Consider the following 12,901-nt stretch of genomic DNA (forward strand, 5'->3'; position numbering starts at 1 on the left):
ATGCCGGCCCGAAGGCCGGCATTTGCATCGAAAGGGGGATCAGCCCGCGACCGAAGCCTTGTAAATCGCGATGATCGCTTCGCGCAGCTTGTCGTCGAATTCGCTGTCCGATTGCTGGGCGCTCAGCCCTTCGGTCAGCGCGCGCGAGAAGGAGGCGATGATGCCGGTGTTCTGCGACAGGATCTCATTCGCCTCGTCGCGCGAATAGCCGCCCGACAGCGCCACGACCTTCAGCACCTTCGGGTGATCGACCAGCGGCTTGTAGAAGTTCGGCACCGTCGGCAGCGTCAGCTTCAGCATGACCTTCTGATCCGGGCCAAGCTGTTCCAGTTGCTCAAGAATCGCCTCGCGCAGGATCGCCTCGGCCTCGGCCTTGTCGGGGATCGAGATCGTCACTTCCGGTTCGATGATCGGCATCAGGCCATGCGCCAGAACGGTCTTGCCCAGCTCGAACTGCTGCGCCACGACGTCATAGATGCCTTCGCGGTTGGCGGCGGAAATCACCGAGCGTTCCTTGGTGCCGAAGATGCCCGCCTTCGCGGCACGGTCCAAGAGCGCCTCGACGCCCGGGATCGGCTTCATCAGCTGGCAGCCGTTCTTCTCGGCCTCAAGCCCCTTGTCGATCTTCAGGAAAGGAACGACCTTGCGCACCTCCCACAGATAGGTGGTGGTGGGCTGGCCGTCGATTTCGCGGTCCATCGTCTGTTCGAACAGGATCGCGCCGATCACCAGGTCGCCGGTGAAGGCGGGCGACTTGATGATGCGGGTGCGCATCTTGTGGATCATGTCGAACATTTCTTCTTCGCCGGAATATTCGGTCTCGGCGACGCCGTAGAGCTTCAGCGCCTTGGGCGTCGAGCCCCCGGACTGGTCCAGCGCGGCGATGAAGCCGTTCCCTTTTTGCATCTGTTCGGTCTGAGCGGCGTTGGTCATCGTCAATTCCCCCGGGAATATTGGCCAATTTCGGGCGTGGGACGCCCCTGTCTGCGGATAGCGCCTCGGCCCCGCGCGCGCAATTCTGAGAACGCTAACGGGGCCGGGGCGGTTGTCATGCTCAGCGGTCGAGTGCCGCTACGCCGGGCAGTTCCTTGCCTTCCATCCATTCGAGGAAGGCGCCGCCCGCGGTCGAGATATAGCTGAAGTCCGCCGAAACGCCCGCCTTGTTCAGCGCGGCGACGGTATCGCCACCGCCCGCAACGGAAATCAACTGCCCGGCCTTGGTCAGATCCGCCGCCTTTTGCGCGGCCGCATTGGTCGCGGTGTCGAAGGGCGCGATTTCAAAGGCGCCGAGCGGCCCGTTCCAGATCAGCGTGCGCGAGCCCTCGAACACCTTGCAGATCTCCTCGACCGACTTCGGCCCGGCATCGAGGATCATCGCATCGGCGGGGCAGGCATCGGCGGCCACCACTTCGCTCTCGGCACCCGCCTTGAACTCGCGCGCGACGACGACATCCACCGGCAGGACGATCCGGCAATTCGCCGCCGCCGCCTTGATCAGGATTTCCTTCGCGGTCTCGGCCATGTCGCGCTCGGCCAGCGATTTGCCGACGTCGATCCCCTGCGCGACAAGGAAGGTATTCGCCATGCCGCCGCCGATCACCAGATTGTCGACCTTGCTCACCAGATTGCCCAGCAGGTCGAGCTTGGTCGAGACCTTGGCACCACCGACGACCGCCGTCACCGGCCGCTGCGGCGCGCCGAGCGCGGCTTCCAGCGCCTTCAGTTCGGCCTCCATCAGCCGCCCGGCGCAGGACGGCAGGATATGCGCGATCCCCTCGGTCGAGCTATGTGCCCGGTGCGCCGCCGAAAAGGCGTCGTTCACATAAACCTCGCCAAGCGCGGCCATCCCGGCGGCGAGTTCCGGGTCGTTCTTTTCCTCGCCCGCCTGGAAGCGGGTGTTTTCCAGAAGCACGACATCGCCCGCGCCCATCGCCGCCACGGCCTTCTTCGCCGGGCCGCCGACGCAATCCTCGGCAAAGATCACCGGATGTCCGAGCGCCTTTTGCAGCACCGGCACCAGCGGCTTCAGGCTCATCTCCGGCACGACCTTGCCCTTCGGACGCCCGAAATGCGCCAGCAGCACCGGCTTGCCGCCCTTTGCCAGGATGTCGGTGACGGTTGGCACGATCTTTTCGATCCGGGTCGCATCGGTCACCACGCCATTTTCGACCGGTACGTTGATATCGACGCGCACGAGCACAACCTTGCCCGCAAGGTCCATGTCGTCGAGCGTTTTCCAGGCCATCCATTCCTCCCGAATCTGATTTCGTCCGATAATGTGGACATTTGGAGTTCACGCAAACTTGCCCCGCTGTGTCACGAACGTCAACGGCAGGTGCGGCTTTCACCTTCCAAATCGCCGACAGCTTGCCTAAAGTCCGCGACAACCAGCGAGGAGACCAGCAATGGCCGAGATCAAAGACCCTGAAAACACGATCATCATCGAGCTGAAGGACGGCCCCGTCGTCATCGAGCTGCTTCCCGATGTCGCACCCAAACATGCCGAGCGGATGAAGCAGCTTGCGCGCGACGGCGCCTATGACAACGTGGCCTTCCACCGCGTGATCGAAGGGTTCATGGCGCAGACCGGCGATGTCGAGAATGCCAATATGGAAAAGGACTACAACCCGCGCCGCGCAGGCACGGGCGGGTCGAAATATCCGGACCTTCCGGCGGAATTCTCGAAGCTGCCGCATGACCGGGGCACTCTGGGCGCGGCGCGTTCGATGAACCCGAATTCGGCGAACAGCCAGTTCTTCATCAACTTCAAGGACAACCACTTCCTGAACGGGCAATACACCGTTTACGGACGGGTGATTTCCGGGATGGAGAACGTCGACAAGATCGCGCGCGGCGAGCCGCCTGCGAATCCGGACCGGATGATCACCGTGAAGGTCGCGGCCGATGTGGATGCGTAATTTCGTCCTCGCCGCAGCGCTCAGCGTTGCGACCGGCGCCATGGCGCAGGAGGCGGTCGACGGCCCGGGCCCGAACCTCGTCCTGACGATGGGCGGGCAGGTATCGGGCAAGGTCGTCATCGACCTGTTCCCCGATGTCGCGCCGCAGCATGTCGCGCGGATCGAGCAGCTGGTGAACGAACACGCCTATGACGACGTGGTGTTCCACCGGGTGATCGGCGGCTTCATGGCGCAGACCGGTGACGTGCAGTTCGGCAAGCGCGAGGGCGATACCTCGATGGCGGGCATGGGCGGGTCGAAATACCCGGACCTTCCGGCGGAATTCTCGGACAAGCCCTTCGTGCGCGGCACGGTCGGCATGGCGCGTTCGGCGAATCCCAATTCCGCGAACAGTCAGTTCTTCATCATGTTCGGTTCGGCGCCGCATCTGGACGGGCAATATACCGTCATCGGCCAGGTGATCGACGGCATGGATGTGGTCGACAAGATCAAGAAGGGCAACCCTTCGGCGAACGGGCTCGTCAGCGAGCCGGACTATATCGCCGCAGCCAGCATGGAATGACGAACGGCGCCCCTCGGGGCGCCGTTTTCATCTCAGCCCAGGCTGACCAGCGCGTGGCGCTTTTTCCCCGCGCTCAGCTTCACCGGATCGGCCAGATCGCCCGCGCCGAACATCCGACCGGGATCAAGGCAAACCTCGTCGTTCACCTTCAGCCCGCCTTCCTGGATCAGCCGCTTGCCGTCCTTGCCGGTCTTCGCCAGGCCGGACCGCACGACAAGCTGCGCGAGGCTGATGCCCTCGGCCACATCCGCCGTCCCCAGTTGCAGCCGGGGCAGATCCTCGCCGACACCGCCACGCTCGAACACCTCGCGTGCGGTGGCCTCGGCGGCAATCGCGGCCTCGGCGCCGTGCAGCAGCGTCGTGACCTCATTCGCCAGCACGATCTTCGCGTGGTTGATCTCCGACCCGCCCAAGCCCGCCAGCCGCTCGCATTCCACCAGCGGCAGGTCGGTGTAAAGCTTCAGGAACCGGCCCACATCCGCATCCGTGGTGTTGCGCCAGAACTGCCAGAACTCATAGGGGCTCAGCATGTCGCCGCTGAGCCAGACCGCACCGCCCGCCGATTTGCCCATCTTGCGCCCGTCCGAAGTGGTGAGCAGCGGCGTCGTCAGGCCGAAGATCTCCCGGTCGAGCACCCGGCGCGTCAGGTCGATCCCGTTGATGATATTGCCCCACTGGTCCGACCCGCCCATCTGCAACACGCAACCATAGCGGCGGTTCAGTTCAAGGAAGTCATAGGCTTGCAGGATCATGTAGTTGAATTCGAGGAAGCTCAGAGACTGCTCCCGGTCCAGCCGCGATTTCACCGATTCAAACGACAGCATCCGGTTGACGCTGAAATGCCGCCCGATGTCGCGCAGGAAATCCAGATAGTTCAGATGATCCAGCCATTCGGCATTGTTCAGCATCCGCGCCGCATTCGGCGCATCGCCGTAATCCAGGTAGCGCGCGAAGACCCGGCCCATGCCGCCGATATTCGCGTCGATCTGTGCAGGCGTCAGCAGCGGGCGTTCCTCAGACCGGAACGACGGATCGCCCACCTTCGTCGTGCCGCCGCCCATCAGGGTGATCGGCTGGTTCCCGGTCTTCTGGAACCAGCGCAGCAGCATGATGTTCAGCAGATGCCCGACATGCAGCGAAGCCGCCGTGGCGTCATAGCCGATATAGGCGGTCACCATCCCCTTTTTCAGCGTCGCGTCCAGCTCTTGCAGATCGGTGCAATCCGCAAGGTAGCCGCGCTCGATGATGATCGACAGGAAGTCGGATTTGGGATGGTAGGTCATCGTGCTTGTCCCCTCTTTGGTGGGAAGCATATACCGGGCGGGTAGTGAAAGGGGAAGCCATGACCGGGATGATCCGCGCGGTGGGCACGATGTCGGGAACCTCGCTCGACGGGGTGGATGCGGCCGAAGTGACGACGGATGGCGAGCGGATCGCGGGTTTCGGCCCCACCGCTTACCGCGCCTATACCGCGCCGGAGCGGGAGGTGCTGCGCGCCGCCCTTGGCCGCTGGCCCGCAGAGCCGGGGGTGGCGGAGGCCGCCGCCGTGGTCGATGCCGCCCATGCCGAGGTGCTCTCCCGCTTTCCGCAGGCGGAGCTGATCGGCTTTCACGGCCAGACTTTGGCGCATGATCCGCGCGGGCGGGGCACGCATCAAGCCGGGTCGGGCGATGCGCTGGCGCGGGGACTGGGCCGCCCCGTGGTCTGGGATTTCCGCTCGGAGGATGTGCGGCGGGGCGGGGAGGGCGCGCCGCTTGCGCCCTTCTTCCACTTCGCCTGTGCGCAATGGGCCGGGTTGCGGGCGCCGGTGGTGTTTCTCAACCTTGGCGGGGTCGGCAATGTGACCTGGGTCGATCCGCGCCAGCCGGGGCCAGAGGCGCCGGGCGCCGTGCTGGCCTTTGACACCGGCCCGGCGAATGCGCCGATCAATGACCTGATGCGCGCGCGGCGGGGGCAAGAGGTGGACGAGGGCGGGCGCCTTGCGCTTTCGGGCACGGCGGACGAAGGAGTGGTGGCGCGGTTCCTGAGCCATCCGTTCTTCGCGCGGATCCCGCCGAAATCCCTGGACCGGAACGATTTTCATGGGCTGCTGGCGGCGGTGGCCGGGATGACGGATGCGGATGCCGCCGCGACCCTTGCCGCCTGTGCCTGTGCCGCTGTTGCCCGGGGGGGTGAACATTTCCCCGCTGCGCCCACGGCGCTTTATGTCACCGGTGGCGGGCGGCTGAACGCGGCGCTGATGGCGGGGCTCGCGCGTGCGACCGCGCTGCCGGTGGAGCCGGTGGAGGAAATCGGGCTCAACGGTGACATGCTGGAAGCGCAGGCTTTCGCCTATCTGGCGGTGCGGGTGGCGCGTGGCCTGCCGACCTCCGGCCCCTCGACCACGGGTGTTCCCATCCCGACCGGCGGTGGCCGGATCAGCCACGGATAGGCAAACGGCCCACGCGGGGCGCGCGGGCCGCTCGAATCTGGGGTTATGACCGCTCAGAGCAGTTTCAGGTCACCCGCCGAAGCGCGACCGTCGCGGCCGGAGATCATCTCGAAGCTGATCTTCTGGTTGTCGGCCAGCGACTTGAGCCCGGCGCGTTCCACCGCCGAGATATGGACGAACACGTCCTTGCCGCCGCCATCGGGGGCGATGAAGCCATAACCCTTGGTGGTGTTGAACCATTTCACGGTGCCAGTGGCCATTACCGTATCTCCTTCAAGTATTCCCGGGGGCGAGATTGCCGACGGGCCGTGCAGCCAGGTCTTTCGGGTCTTCCGGCTGCCCGTTGAAGGGCCGGTAGGAAAGTCTGCGTCCACGCGACTATGAAGCCTGCCACAGGTCGCTCAAAATGCAATAAAAAAAGGACCGGGGAGCAGAGGCCCCCCGGTTTGTGATTGATTTTGGAGCTTTGCCCATCAAATGGCCGCTCAGCGCAGGTCAGGTGCCTGCGCTTCGAGCGACAACTGCGCGAGAATCGCATCCAGTGCCAGCGTTTCGGTCCGGGTGTCGCCCAGACGGCGGACGGAGACGGTGCCTTCCTCGACCTCCTTCATCCCCACGGCGAAAATATAGGGCACCTTGCCCAGGCTGTGTTCGCGAACCTTGTAGTTGATCTTCTCGTTGCGGATGTCGGCCTCGGCGCGGATGCCGCGGGCGGTCAGCTTCGCCACCACGTCCAGCACATAGGCATCGGCATCCGACACGATCGACGCCACCACCACCTGCCGCGGCGCGAGCCAGAGCGGCAGCTTGCCCGCATGGCTTTCGATCAGGATGCCGATGAACCGCTCGAACGAGCCCAGACAGGCGCGGTGCAGCATCACCGGGCGGTGGCGCTCGCCGTCCTGCCCGATATAGCTTGCGTCCAGCCGTTCGGGCAGGTTCGGGTCCACCTGCAACGTGCCGCATTGCCAGTCCCGCCCGATCGCATCGGTCAGCACGAATTCCAGCTTCGGCCCGTAGAAGGCGCCTTCGCCCTCCTGAATCTCGAATTCATAGCCCGCGTGTTTGCAGGCATTGCCGAGCGCCGCCTCCACCCGGTCCCAGCTTTCCTCGGAGCCGATCCGCTTTTCCGGCCGGGTGGACAGCTTGATCCGCCATTGGTCGAACCCCAGGTCGGAATAGACCGAGGCCAGGAATTCGATGAACTTCTTCGTTTCCGATTCGATCTGGTCATCGGTGCAGAAGATATGTGCGTCGTCCTGCGTGAAGCCGCGCACCCGCATGATCCCGTGCAGCGCGCCCGAAGGCTCATAGCGCGCGCAGGAGCCGAATTCCGCCATCCGGAGCGGCAGGTCGCGGTAGCTCTTGATCCCGTGGTTGAAGATCTGCACATGGCAGGGGCAGTTCATCGGTTTCAGCGCGTTGACGACCTTTTCCCGCGCGCCTTCCTCGTCCACCTCGACGATGAACATGTTCTCGCGGTAGTTCGCCCAGTGGCCGGACTGCTCCCACAGCTTGCGGTTGACGACCTGCGGGGTGTTGACCTCGACATAGCCATCCGTGCGCTGCCGCCGCCGCATGTAGTCCTGAAGCGTGGTGTAGATCGACCAGCCGTTCGGGTGCCAGAAGATCTGCCCGGGCGCCTCTTCCTGCATGTGGAACAGGTCCATTTCCTTGCCCAGCTTGCGGTGGTCGCGCTTCGCGGCCTCCTCCAGCATGGTCATGTGGGCCTTCAACTCGTCGCGGGTGCGGAAGGCGATGCCGTAGATCCGTTGCAGCATCGGCCGCGAGGAATCACCCAGCCAGTAGGCCCCCGCGACATGGGTCAGCTTGAACGCATCCGCCGGAACCTGCCCGGTATTTTGCAGGTGCGGGCCGCGGCAAAGATCCTGCCAGGGGCCGTGCCAATACATCCGGATATTCTCCCCCTCGGGGATCCGGTTGACCAGCTCGACCTTGTAGGGCTCGTTGTTCTCTTCGTAATAGCGCAGCGCCTCGGCGCGCGGCCAGACCTCGGTGCGCACCGGCTCGCGGGCGTTGATGATCTTGCGCATCTGCGCCTCGATCGCGCCCAGATCCTCGGGGGTGAAAGGCTCGGCCCGGTCGAAGTCGTAGAACCAGCCGTAATCGCGCACCGGCCCGATGGTGACCTTTACGTCGGGCCAAAGCTCCTGCACCGCGCGCGCCATGATATGCGCGAGGTCGTGCCGGATCAGTTCCAGCGCGGGTACCAAGTCCTTCATCGTGTTGATGGAAATCCGCGCGTCCTGCGTGATCGGCCATTGCAGGTCGAAATGCTGGCCGTCTACCTGCGCCGAGATCGCGGCCTTGGCCAGCGATTTGGAGATCGCCGCCGCGACCTCGCCCGCCGTCACCCCCGCAGGGAATTCGCGTTTGTTGCCATCGGGAAAGGTGAGGGTGATCTGGGACATGCGTCCTCCTCGTCGGTCTGGCGCCCACGGAGCGCCCGGTTGCGGGTTATGGTGCGCGCGGGTATGCGCCTTCGCCCGGGGCAAGTCAACGGGCCGGAAATTCGTTCGCGTGTTAGCAGGTTATTAACCATGTAGCGGTCCAATTCCCGCATGATGCGCATCGCCCTCGCCCTGCTGTTCTGCCTGCTTGCCGGTACCGCCACGGCGGGGCCATGGCCGCGCGCGCCCGGCGGGGTCTTCGCTTCGCTCAGCCGCGAAATCCGCTCGGGCGACGACTGGGATGCCCTTTATGTCGAATATGGCTGGAACGAGCGGATGACCTTCGTGCTCGATGCCGGGCGCAGCCAGAACGGCGGCTGGATCGCGATCCTGTCAACGCGGATCCCACTATGGACGCTGGGCCGGCACCATTTCGCGGTGAGCGTCGGCGGCGGCAAGGAGCATGTGGTCTATCCCGGCCTGAGCGACGACATCGACCCGAATGCCCTGTTGCACTACGGCATGACGCCGGGCGACTATATGCTGATGCAATATGGCGCGAGCTGGGGCATGGGGTTCGACTCGCGTTTCGGTTCGGGCTGGGCGACGCTCGACGGCACCTTGCGGAAGTCTTCGATTGGCAACCGGGAGGAGCGCAAGCTCGATGCGACGCTGGGCGTGAACCTCAGCGACAGCAACACCCTGTTCTCGCAGGCGCAATATTCTTGGACGAAATACAGCGAGGGCCAGCTGCGTCTGGGGCTTGGCTGGGTGCGGCATTTCGGCCCCCTGGCGATCGAGGCGGGCATCGGCAAGCGCCTGCGTCTGGACCGGGAAACCGATGCGAAGATCGGCCTGTGGCTGACGTTTTAAGCGCGGATTGCCGCGGGCCGTGGCGCGGGGTAGGGTCCGCACAGGAGGATTGCGCATGACCGAATTCATCACCACGCCGCAAGGCCGCCGCATCGCCGTCCGGCGGCAGACCGGGGCGGGCCCGGGCATCGTTTTCCTGCATGGGCTGAAATCCGACATGGAGGGGAGCAAGGCGGTTGCGCTCTCCGCCTGGGCCGCGCATGCGGGCCGCGCCTTCCTGCGGCTCGACGTGTCGGGTCATGGCCGCTCCGGTGGCCGGTTCGAGGAGGGCGCGATCGGCGACTGGTTCGAGGATGCCGTGGCCGCGATCCGCGCCTGCACCGAGGGGCCGCAGGTTCTGGTCGGTTCGTCGATGGGCGGCTGGCTGTCGCTGCTGATCGCGCGGGAGCATCCCGAACTGGTCGCGGGGCTGGTCACCATCGCCGCCGCGCCGGATTTCACCGAGGATGGCTTCTGGGCGGGTTTCAGCCCCGAGCAGCGCCGCGATCTGCTGGAAATCGGCCATGTCGATCTGCCGTCGGATTATGGCGACCCCTATCGCATCAGCCGCCGCCTGATCGAGGAGGCGCGCGAGCGTCTGGTCCTGCGCAGCCCGCTGCCGCTGCCGGTTCCGGTCCGGCTGTTGCAGGGCACCGAGGATAGCTCTGTTCCGGTCGAAACCGCGCTGCGGCTGTTCCATCATGCCAGTGGCGGGGACATCCGCCTGACGCTGGTCAAGGGCGCCGAGCACAGTTTTTCGACGCCCGATTGCCTTGCCACCATCGAAGCGGCGATCGGAGAGGTGCTTGCACGCATCGGTTGAGCGGAAACTTCCGCTGGGGACTTTTCCCTGCCGCCGCTCTGCGGCACATAACGCTCAGGTTCTGTAAGAGGCTGTCATGTCGGGCGATCCGCTGGTCTTCCTTCCGGGTTTCATGTGCGATGCGCGCCTGTTCTGGCACCAGATCGTGTATTTTTCCGCCCTGCGCCCGGTGATCTGTGTGCCGCTCGAAGGCGACACGATCGAAGAGATGGCCGACTCCATCATCCCGCGCCTGCCCGAACGGTTCACGCTGGTCGGCCATTGGCTGGGCGGCGTCGTGGCGATGGAGATCCTGCGCCGCATCCCGCATCGCGTGGCCGAAATCGTGATGATCGACGTCTCGCCGCTGGCCGAAAGCGCGCAATTCGCCTCGCAGCGCGAGGACCGCATCATCCGGGCGCTCAGCGGTCGGCTGGACGAAGCGATCCTCGAAGAGGTGCCCGCCTCCACGCTCGGCCCGGGCGAGGGCGCGCTGACTGCGCAGGCGATGCTGCTGGAAATGGCCGGGGCGCTCGGGCCGGAGACCTTCGCGCGGCAGTCCCGCGCCCTGATGCGCCGCCCCGATCTGCAACGCGCGCTGCGCTCGGCGCGGCAAAGGGCGCTGCTGGTCTGCGGCGAATTCGACACGATCTGCCCGCCGCGCCGACATGAAATCCTCGCCGAACTGATGCGGCTGGCGGAGTTCCGGCTGATCCGGGGAGTGGGGCATCTTGCCCCGCTCGAAGCGCCGGAGGAGCTGACGCGGCTGCTGGTGAAATGGTTCGCCCTCGGCTGCCGCGCGCTTGAGGAATAGTCAGGCGTCGAGGTCGATCCAGACCGGAACGTGGTCCGACGGCTTGTCCCGCCCCCGGATTTCCTTGTCCACGCCCAGATCGCGCAGCAGGTCGGCGGCCTGCGGGCTCAGCAGCAGGTGGTCGATCCGGATGCCGTTGTTGCGCGGCCAGGCCCCGGCCTGATAGTCCCAGAACGTATACTGCCCCGGCGCCGTGGTGCGCGCGCGCAGCGCATCCGTCAGGCCGAGGTTGACGATCCGGCGAAACGCCGCGCGGCTTTCGGGCAATGCCAGCGCATCCTCGCGCCATTGCTCGGGCTTCGCGGCGTCGACGTCCTGCGGGATGATGTTGTAATCGCCCGCGAAAACCACCGGCTCTTCGGCGTGCAGCAATTCCTGCACACGGGTGCGCATCCGCTCCATCCAGGCGAGTTTGTAATCGTATTTCGGCCCCGGCGCCGGATTGCCGTTCGGCAGATACAGCCCGCAGATCCGCACCGCGCGCCGCCCGACCACCGTCGCCTCGATCCAGCGGGCCTGTTCGTCCTCGCCGGGCAGGCCGCACACCACATCCTCCAGCCCGAGGCGGCTGAGGATCGCGACGCCGTTGAAACTTTTCTGCCCATGCGTCGCGATCGTGTAGCCCAGCCCGTCGAAAATCTCGTGCGGGAAGGTGTCGTCGGTCGATTTGATCTCTTGCAGGCAGACCACATCCGGCTCCGCCTCGCGCAGCCAGTCGACCAGCGCCTCGGCCCGGGCCTTGATACCGTTGATGTTGAAGGTGGCGATCTTCATGGAGCCCTCCGTTTCCCCCGTTCTAGGGGCAACGGAGGGGCAGGGCAATCAGGGCTCGGCCTGTTCGCGGTGGACAAGCAGCTTGTCGATCCGCGCGCCGTCCATATCGACGATCTCGAACACCCAGCCGTCGGTGCGCAGCACATCGCCCTGCTTCGGCAGCCGTGCCAGCCGGTCGATCACGAAACCGGCGGCGGTGTCGTAATCGCCCTGCGCATCGCGGATCCGCAGCCGCTCGGCCATCTCATCCGCGGGCGCCCAGCCAGAGATCAGGAACGAGCCATCCGGCCGCCCCTGAATCGCCGGTTCGTCGCCGGGGTCAAGGAATTCGCCGGTGATACCCTCCAGCACGTCCATTGAGGTGATCACGCCCTCGAAATGGCCGAATTCGTCGAAGACGAGCAGCATCCGGCTGCCTTCGGTGCGCAGCTTCTCGATCACCAGCGCGGCGGGGGCCTGATCCATCACCACCGGCGCGGGCCGCACGATGGAGGCCAGCGCCCCCCCGCGTGGGAGCGCCAGCGCCTCGCGCGAGACGATGACACCGATGATGTCATCCTCGCCACCGTCGCGCACCGGCAGCCGGTCGAACGGGGATTTGCGGATCTGGTCGATCAGCGAGGCCCGGCTCTGGCTCAGGTCCAGCACGATGACCTCGCGCTTCGGCGTCATCAGGGAGGAGGCCCGCCGGTCGGCCACGCGCATCACGCCGGTCAGCATCTCGCGCTCGCCGGGGGCGAAGACCCCCGCGCCCTCGGCCTCGTCCAGCGTCAGGGCGACTTCCTCATCCGTCATCGCCTTGTCGCCGCGGTCCGACTGCCCCAGCAGGCGCAGCACGATCCGGCCGGACAGATCGAGGAACCACACCACCGGCGTCGCGATCCGCGCGATCATCCGCATCGCGGGCGCCACCCGCACCGCCACCGCATCCGGATCGGCCAGCGCGATCTGCTTCGGCACCAGTTCGCCCAGAATAAGCTGCGCATAGGTGATGGCGACGACCACTCCCCCCACGCCCAACGTGCCGGCGAGCGAGGGCGACAGCCCCGCCGCCTCCAGCGTGGTCGACAGCCGCAGGCCCAGTGTCGCACCGGACACCGCACCCGCGACGATGCCGACAAGGGTGATGCCGATCTGCACGGAGGACAGGAACTTGCCGGGGTTCTCCTTCAGCAGCAGCGCGGCGGCGGCGCCCTTGCTGCCATCCTCCGCCATGCGTTTCAGTTTTGCGTCGCGCGCCGAAACGACGGCGAGCTCCGACATCGACAGCGCCCCGTTGAACGCGGTCAGCACGATCAGGATCAGGATTTCAAGGAACATGGGTCCACGGATGGGAT

13 protein-coding genes are annotated in these 12,901 nt (G+C 65.6%); 6 read left to right on the forward strand and 7 right to left on the reverse strand.

All coding sequences use genetic code 11. The features are described from left to right. Positions 1-39: 39 nt before the first annotated feature. Together QM789_RS10015 and QM789_RS10020 are read right to left on the reverse strand one after the other, a co-directional pair. The gene (locus tag QM789_RS10015; RefSeq protein ID WP_420351775.1) at positions 40-933 is read right to left on the reverse strand and encodes a fructose bisphosphate aldolase; all 894 of its coding nucleotides are present in this window, start codon (positions 931-933) and stop codon (positions 40-42) included. A gap of 121 nt (positions 934-1,054) precedes the next feature. Continuing rightward, entirely contained in the window at positions 1,055-2,245 is a 1,191-nt protein-coding gene (locus tag QM789_RS10020; RefSeq protein WP_420351776.1) for a phosphoglycerate kinase, read from the reverse strand. A gap of 160 nt (positions 2,246-2,405) precedes the next feature. On the opposite strand from QM789_RS10020, the gene QM789_RS10025 reads away from it, so the two are divergent. Both QM789_RS10025 and QM789_RS10030 read left to right on the forward strand, forming a co-directional pair. Beyond that, complete coding sequence (locus QM789_RS10025) at positions 2,406-2,918, forward strand: peptidylprolyl isomerase (protein WP_420351777.1); 513 nt, start codon at positions 2,406-2,408, stop codon at positions 2,916-2,918. Next, positions 2,911-3,480 (forward strand): peptidylprolyl isomerase, encoded by a 570-nt coding sequence (locus QM789_RS10030; protein ID WP_420351778.1) that lies wholly within the window; start codon positions 2,911-2,913, stop codon positions 3,478-3,480. The genes QM789_RS10025 and QM789_RS10030 overlap by 8 nt, the downstream gene beginning before the upstream one ends. Before the next feature lie 32 nt (positions 3,481-3,512). Here the strand turns inward: QM789_RS10030 and tyrS are convergent, their stop codons facing one another. Next, a complete protein-coding gene (tyrS, locus tag QM789_RS10035) occupies positions 3,513-4,763 on the reverse strand; it encodes a tyrosine--tRNA ligase (protein ID WP_420351779.1) in 1,251 nt (416 codons plus the stop codon). A gap of 59 nt (positions 4,764-4,822) precedes the next feature. On the opposite strand from tyrS, the gene QM789_RS10040 reads away from it, so the two are divergent. Continuing rightward, positions 4,823-5,911, forward strand: a complete 1,089-nt coding sequence (locus QM789_RS10040; protein WP_420351780.1) for an anhydro-N-acetylmuramic acid kinase — start codon at positions 4,823-4,825, stop codon at positions 5,909-5,911. A 53-nt stretch (positions 5,912-5,964) separates the two neighbouring features. Here the strand turns inward: QM789_RS10040 and QM789_RS10045 are convergent, their stop codons facing one another. Continuing rightward, the gene (locus QM789_RS10045; protein WP_420351781.1) at positions 5,965-6,171 is read right to left on the reverse strand and encodes a cold-shock protein; all 207 of its coding nucleotides are present in this window, start codon (positions 6,169-6,171) and stop codon (positions 5,965-5,967) included. 225 nt (positions 6,172-6,396) lie between these two features. After that, positions 6,397-8,343: a threonine--tRNA ligase gene (gene thrS / locus QM789_RS10050; protein WP_420351782.1), complete on the reverse strand. Its 1,947-nt coding sequence runs from the start codon at positions 8,341-8,343 to the stop codon at positions 6,397-6,399. Positions 8,344-8,493: 150 nt separating this feature from the next. On the opposite strand from thrS, the gene QM789_RS10055 reads away from it, so the two are divergent. The 3 genes from QM789_RS10055 (at position 8,494) to QM789_RS10065 (ending at position 10,790) form a co-directional block, all read left to right on the forward strand. After that, complete coding sequence (locus tag QM789_RS10055; RefSeq protein ID WP_420351783.1) at positions 8,494-9,195, forward strand: hypothetical protein; 702 nt, start codon at positions 8,494-8,496, stop codon at positions 9,193-9,195. Positions 9,196-9,250: 55 nt separating this feature from the next. Continuing rightward, a complete protein-coding gene (locus QM789_RS10060; RefSeq protein ID WP_420351784.1) occupies positions 9,251-9,997 on the forward strand; it encodes an alpha/beta hydrolase in 747 nt (248 codons plus the stop codon). A 76-nt stretch (positions 9,998-10,073) separates the two neighbouring features. Continuing rightward, positions 10,074-10,790 (forward strand): alpha/beta fold hydrolase, encoded by a 717-nt coding sequence (locus tag QM789_RS10065; protein ID WP_420351785.1) that lies wholly within the window; start codon positions 10,074-10,076, stop codon positions 10,788-10,790. Here QM789_RS10065 and xth read toward each other — a convergent pair whose 3' ends face one another. Beyond that, positions 10,791-11,564: an exodeoxyribonuclease III gene (gene xth / locus QM789_RS10070; protein WP_420351786.1), complete on the reverse strand. Its 774-nt coding sequence runs from the start codon at positions 11,562-11,564 to the stop codon at positions 10,791-10,793. Between the two features lie 48 nt (positions 11,565-11,612). Next, positions 11,613-12,884 (reverse strand): hemolysin family protein, encoded by a 1,272-nt coding sequence (locus QM789_RS10075; protein ID WP_420351787.1) that lies wholly within the window; start codon positions 12,882-12,884, stop codon positions 11,613-11,615. Between the last annotated feature and the right edge of the window lie 17 nt (positions 12,885-12,901).

The organism is Paenirhodobacter sp. (genome assembly GCF_047600745.1).
In the GTDB taxonomy this organism is placed as follows: domain Bacteria; phylum Pseudomonadota; class Alphaproteobacteria; order Rhodobacterales; family Rhodobacteraceae; genus Rhodobacter.

Bases quoted from the DNA above. Each gene is read 5' to 3' on its own strand.
- xth (WP_420351786.1), bottom strand. From the start codon at position 11,564: ATGAAGATCGCCACCTTCAACATCAACGGTATCAAGGCCCGGGCCGAG.
- QM789_RS10015 (WP_420351775.1), bottom strand. From the start codon at position 933: ATGACCAACGCCGCTCAGACCGAACAGATGCAAAAAGGGAACGGCTTC.
- QM789_RS10060 (WP_420351784.1), top strand. From the start codon at position 9,251: ATGACCGAATTCATCACCACGCCGCAAGGCCGCCGCATCGCCGTCCGG.
- QM789_RS10020 (WP_420351776.1), bottom strand. From the start codon at position 2,245: ATGGCCTGGAAAACGCTCGACGACATGGACCTTGCGGGCAAGGTTGTG.
- tyrS (WP_420351779.1), bottom strand. From the start codon at position 4,763: ATGACCTACCATCCCAAATCCGACTTCCTGTCGATCATCATCGAGCGC.
- QM789_RS10055 (WP_420351783.1), top strand. From the start codon at position 8,494: ATGATGCGCATCGCCCTCGCCCTGCTGTTCTGCCTGCTTGCCGGTACC.
- QM789_RS10045 (WP_420351781.1), bottom strand. From the start codon at position 6,171: ATGGCCACTGGCACCGTGAAATGGTTCAACACCACCAAGGGTTATGGC.
- QM789_RS10025 (WP_420351777.1), top strand. From the start codon at position 2,406: ATGGCCGAGATCAAAGACCCTGAAAACACGATCATCATCGAGCTGAAG.
- QM789_RS10040 (WP_420351780.1), top strand. From the start codon at position 4,823: ATGACCGGGATGATCCGCGCGGTGGGCACGATGTCGGGAACCTCGCTC.
- thrS (WP_420351782.1), bottom strand. From the start codon at position 8,343: ATGTCCCAGATCACCCTCACCTTTCCCGATGGCAACAAACGCGAATTC.
- QM789_RS10030 (WP_420351778.1), top strand. From the start codon at position 2,911: ATGCGTAATTTCGTCCTCGCCGCAGCGCTCAGCGTTGCGACCGGCGCC.
- QM789_RS10065 (WP_420351785.1), top strand. From the start codon at position 10,074: ATGTCGGGCGATCCGCTGGTCTTCCTTCCGGGTTTCATGTGCGATGCG.
- QM789_RS10075 (WP_420351787.1), bottom strand. From the start codon at position 12,884: ATGTTCCTTGAAATCCTGATCCTGATCGTGCTGACCGCGTTCAACGGG.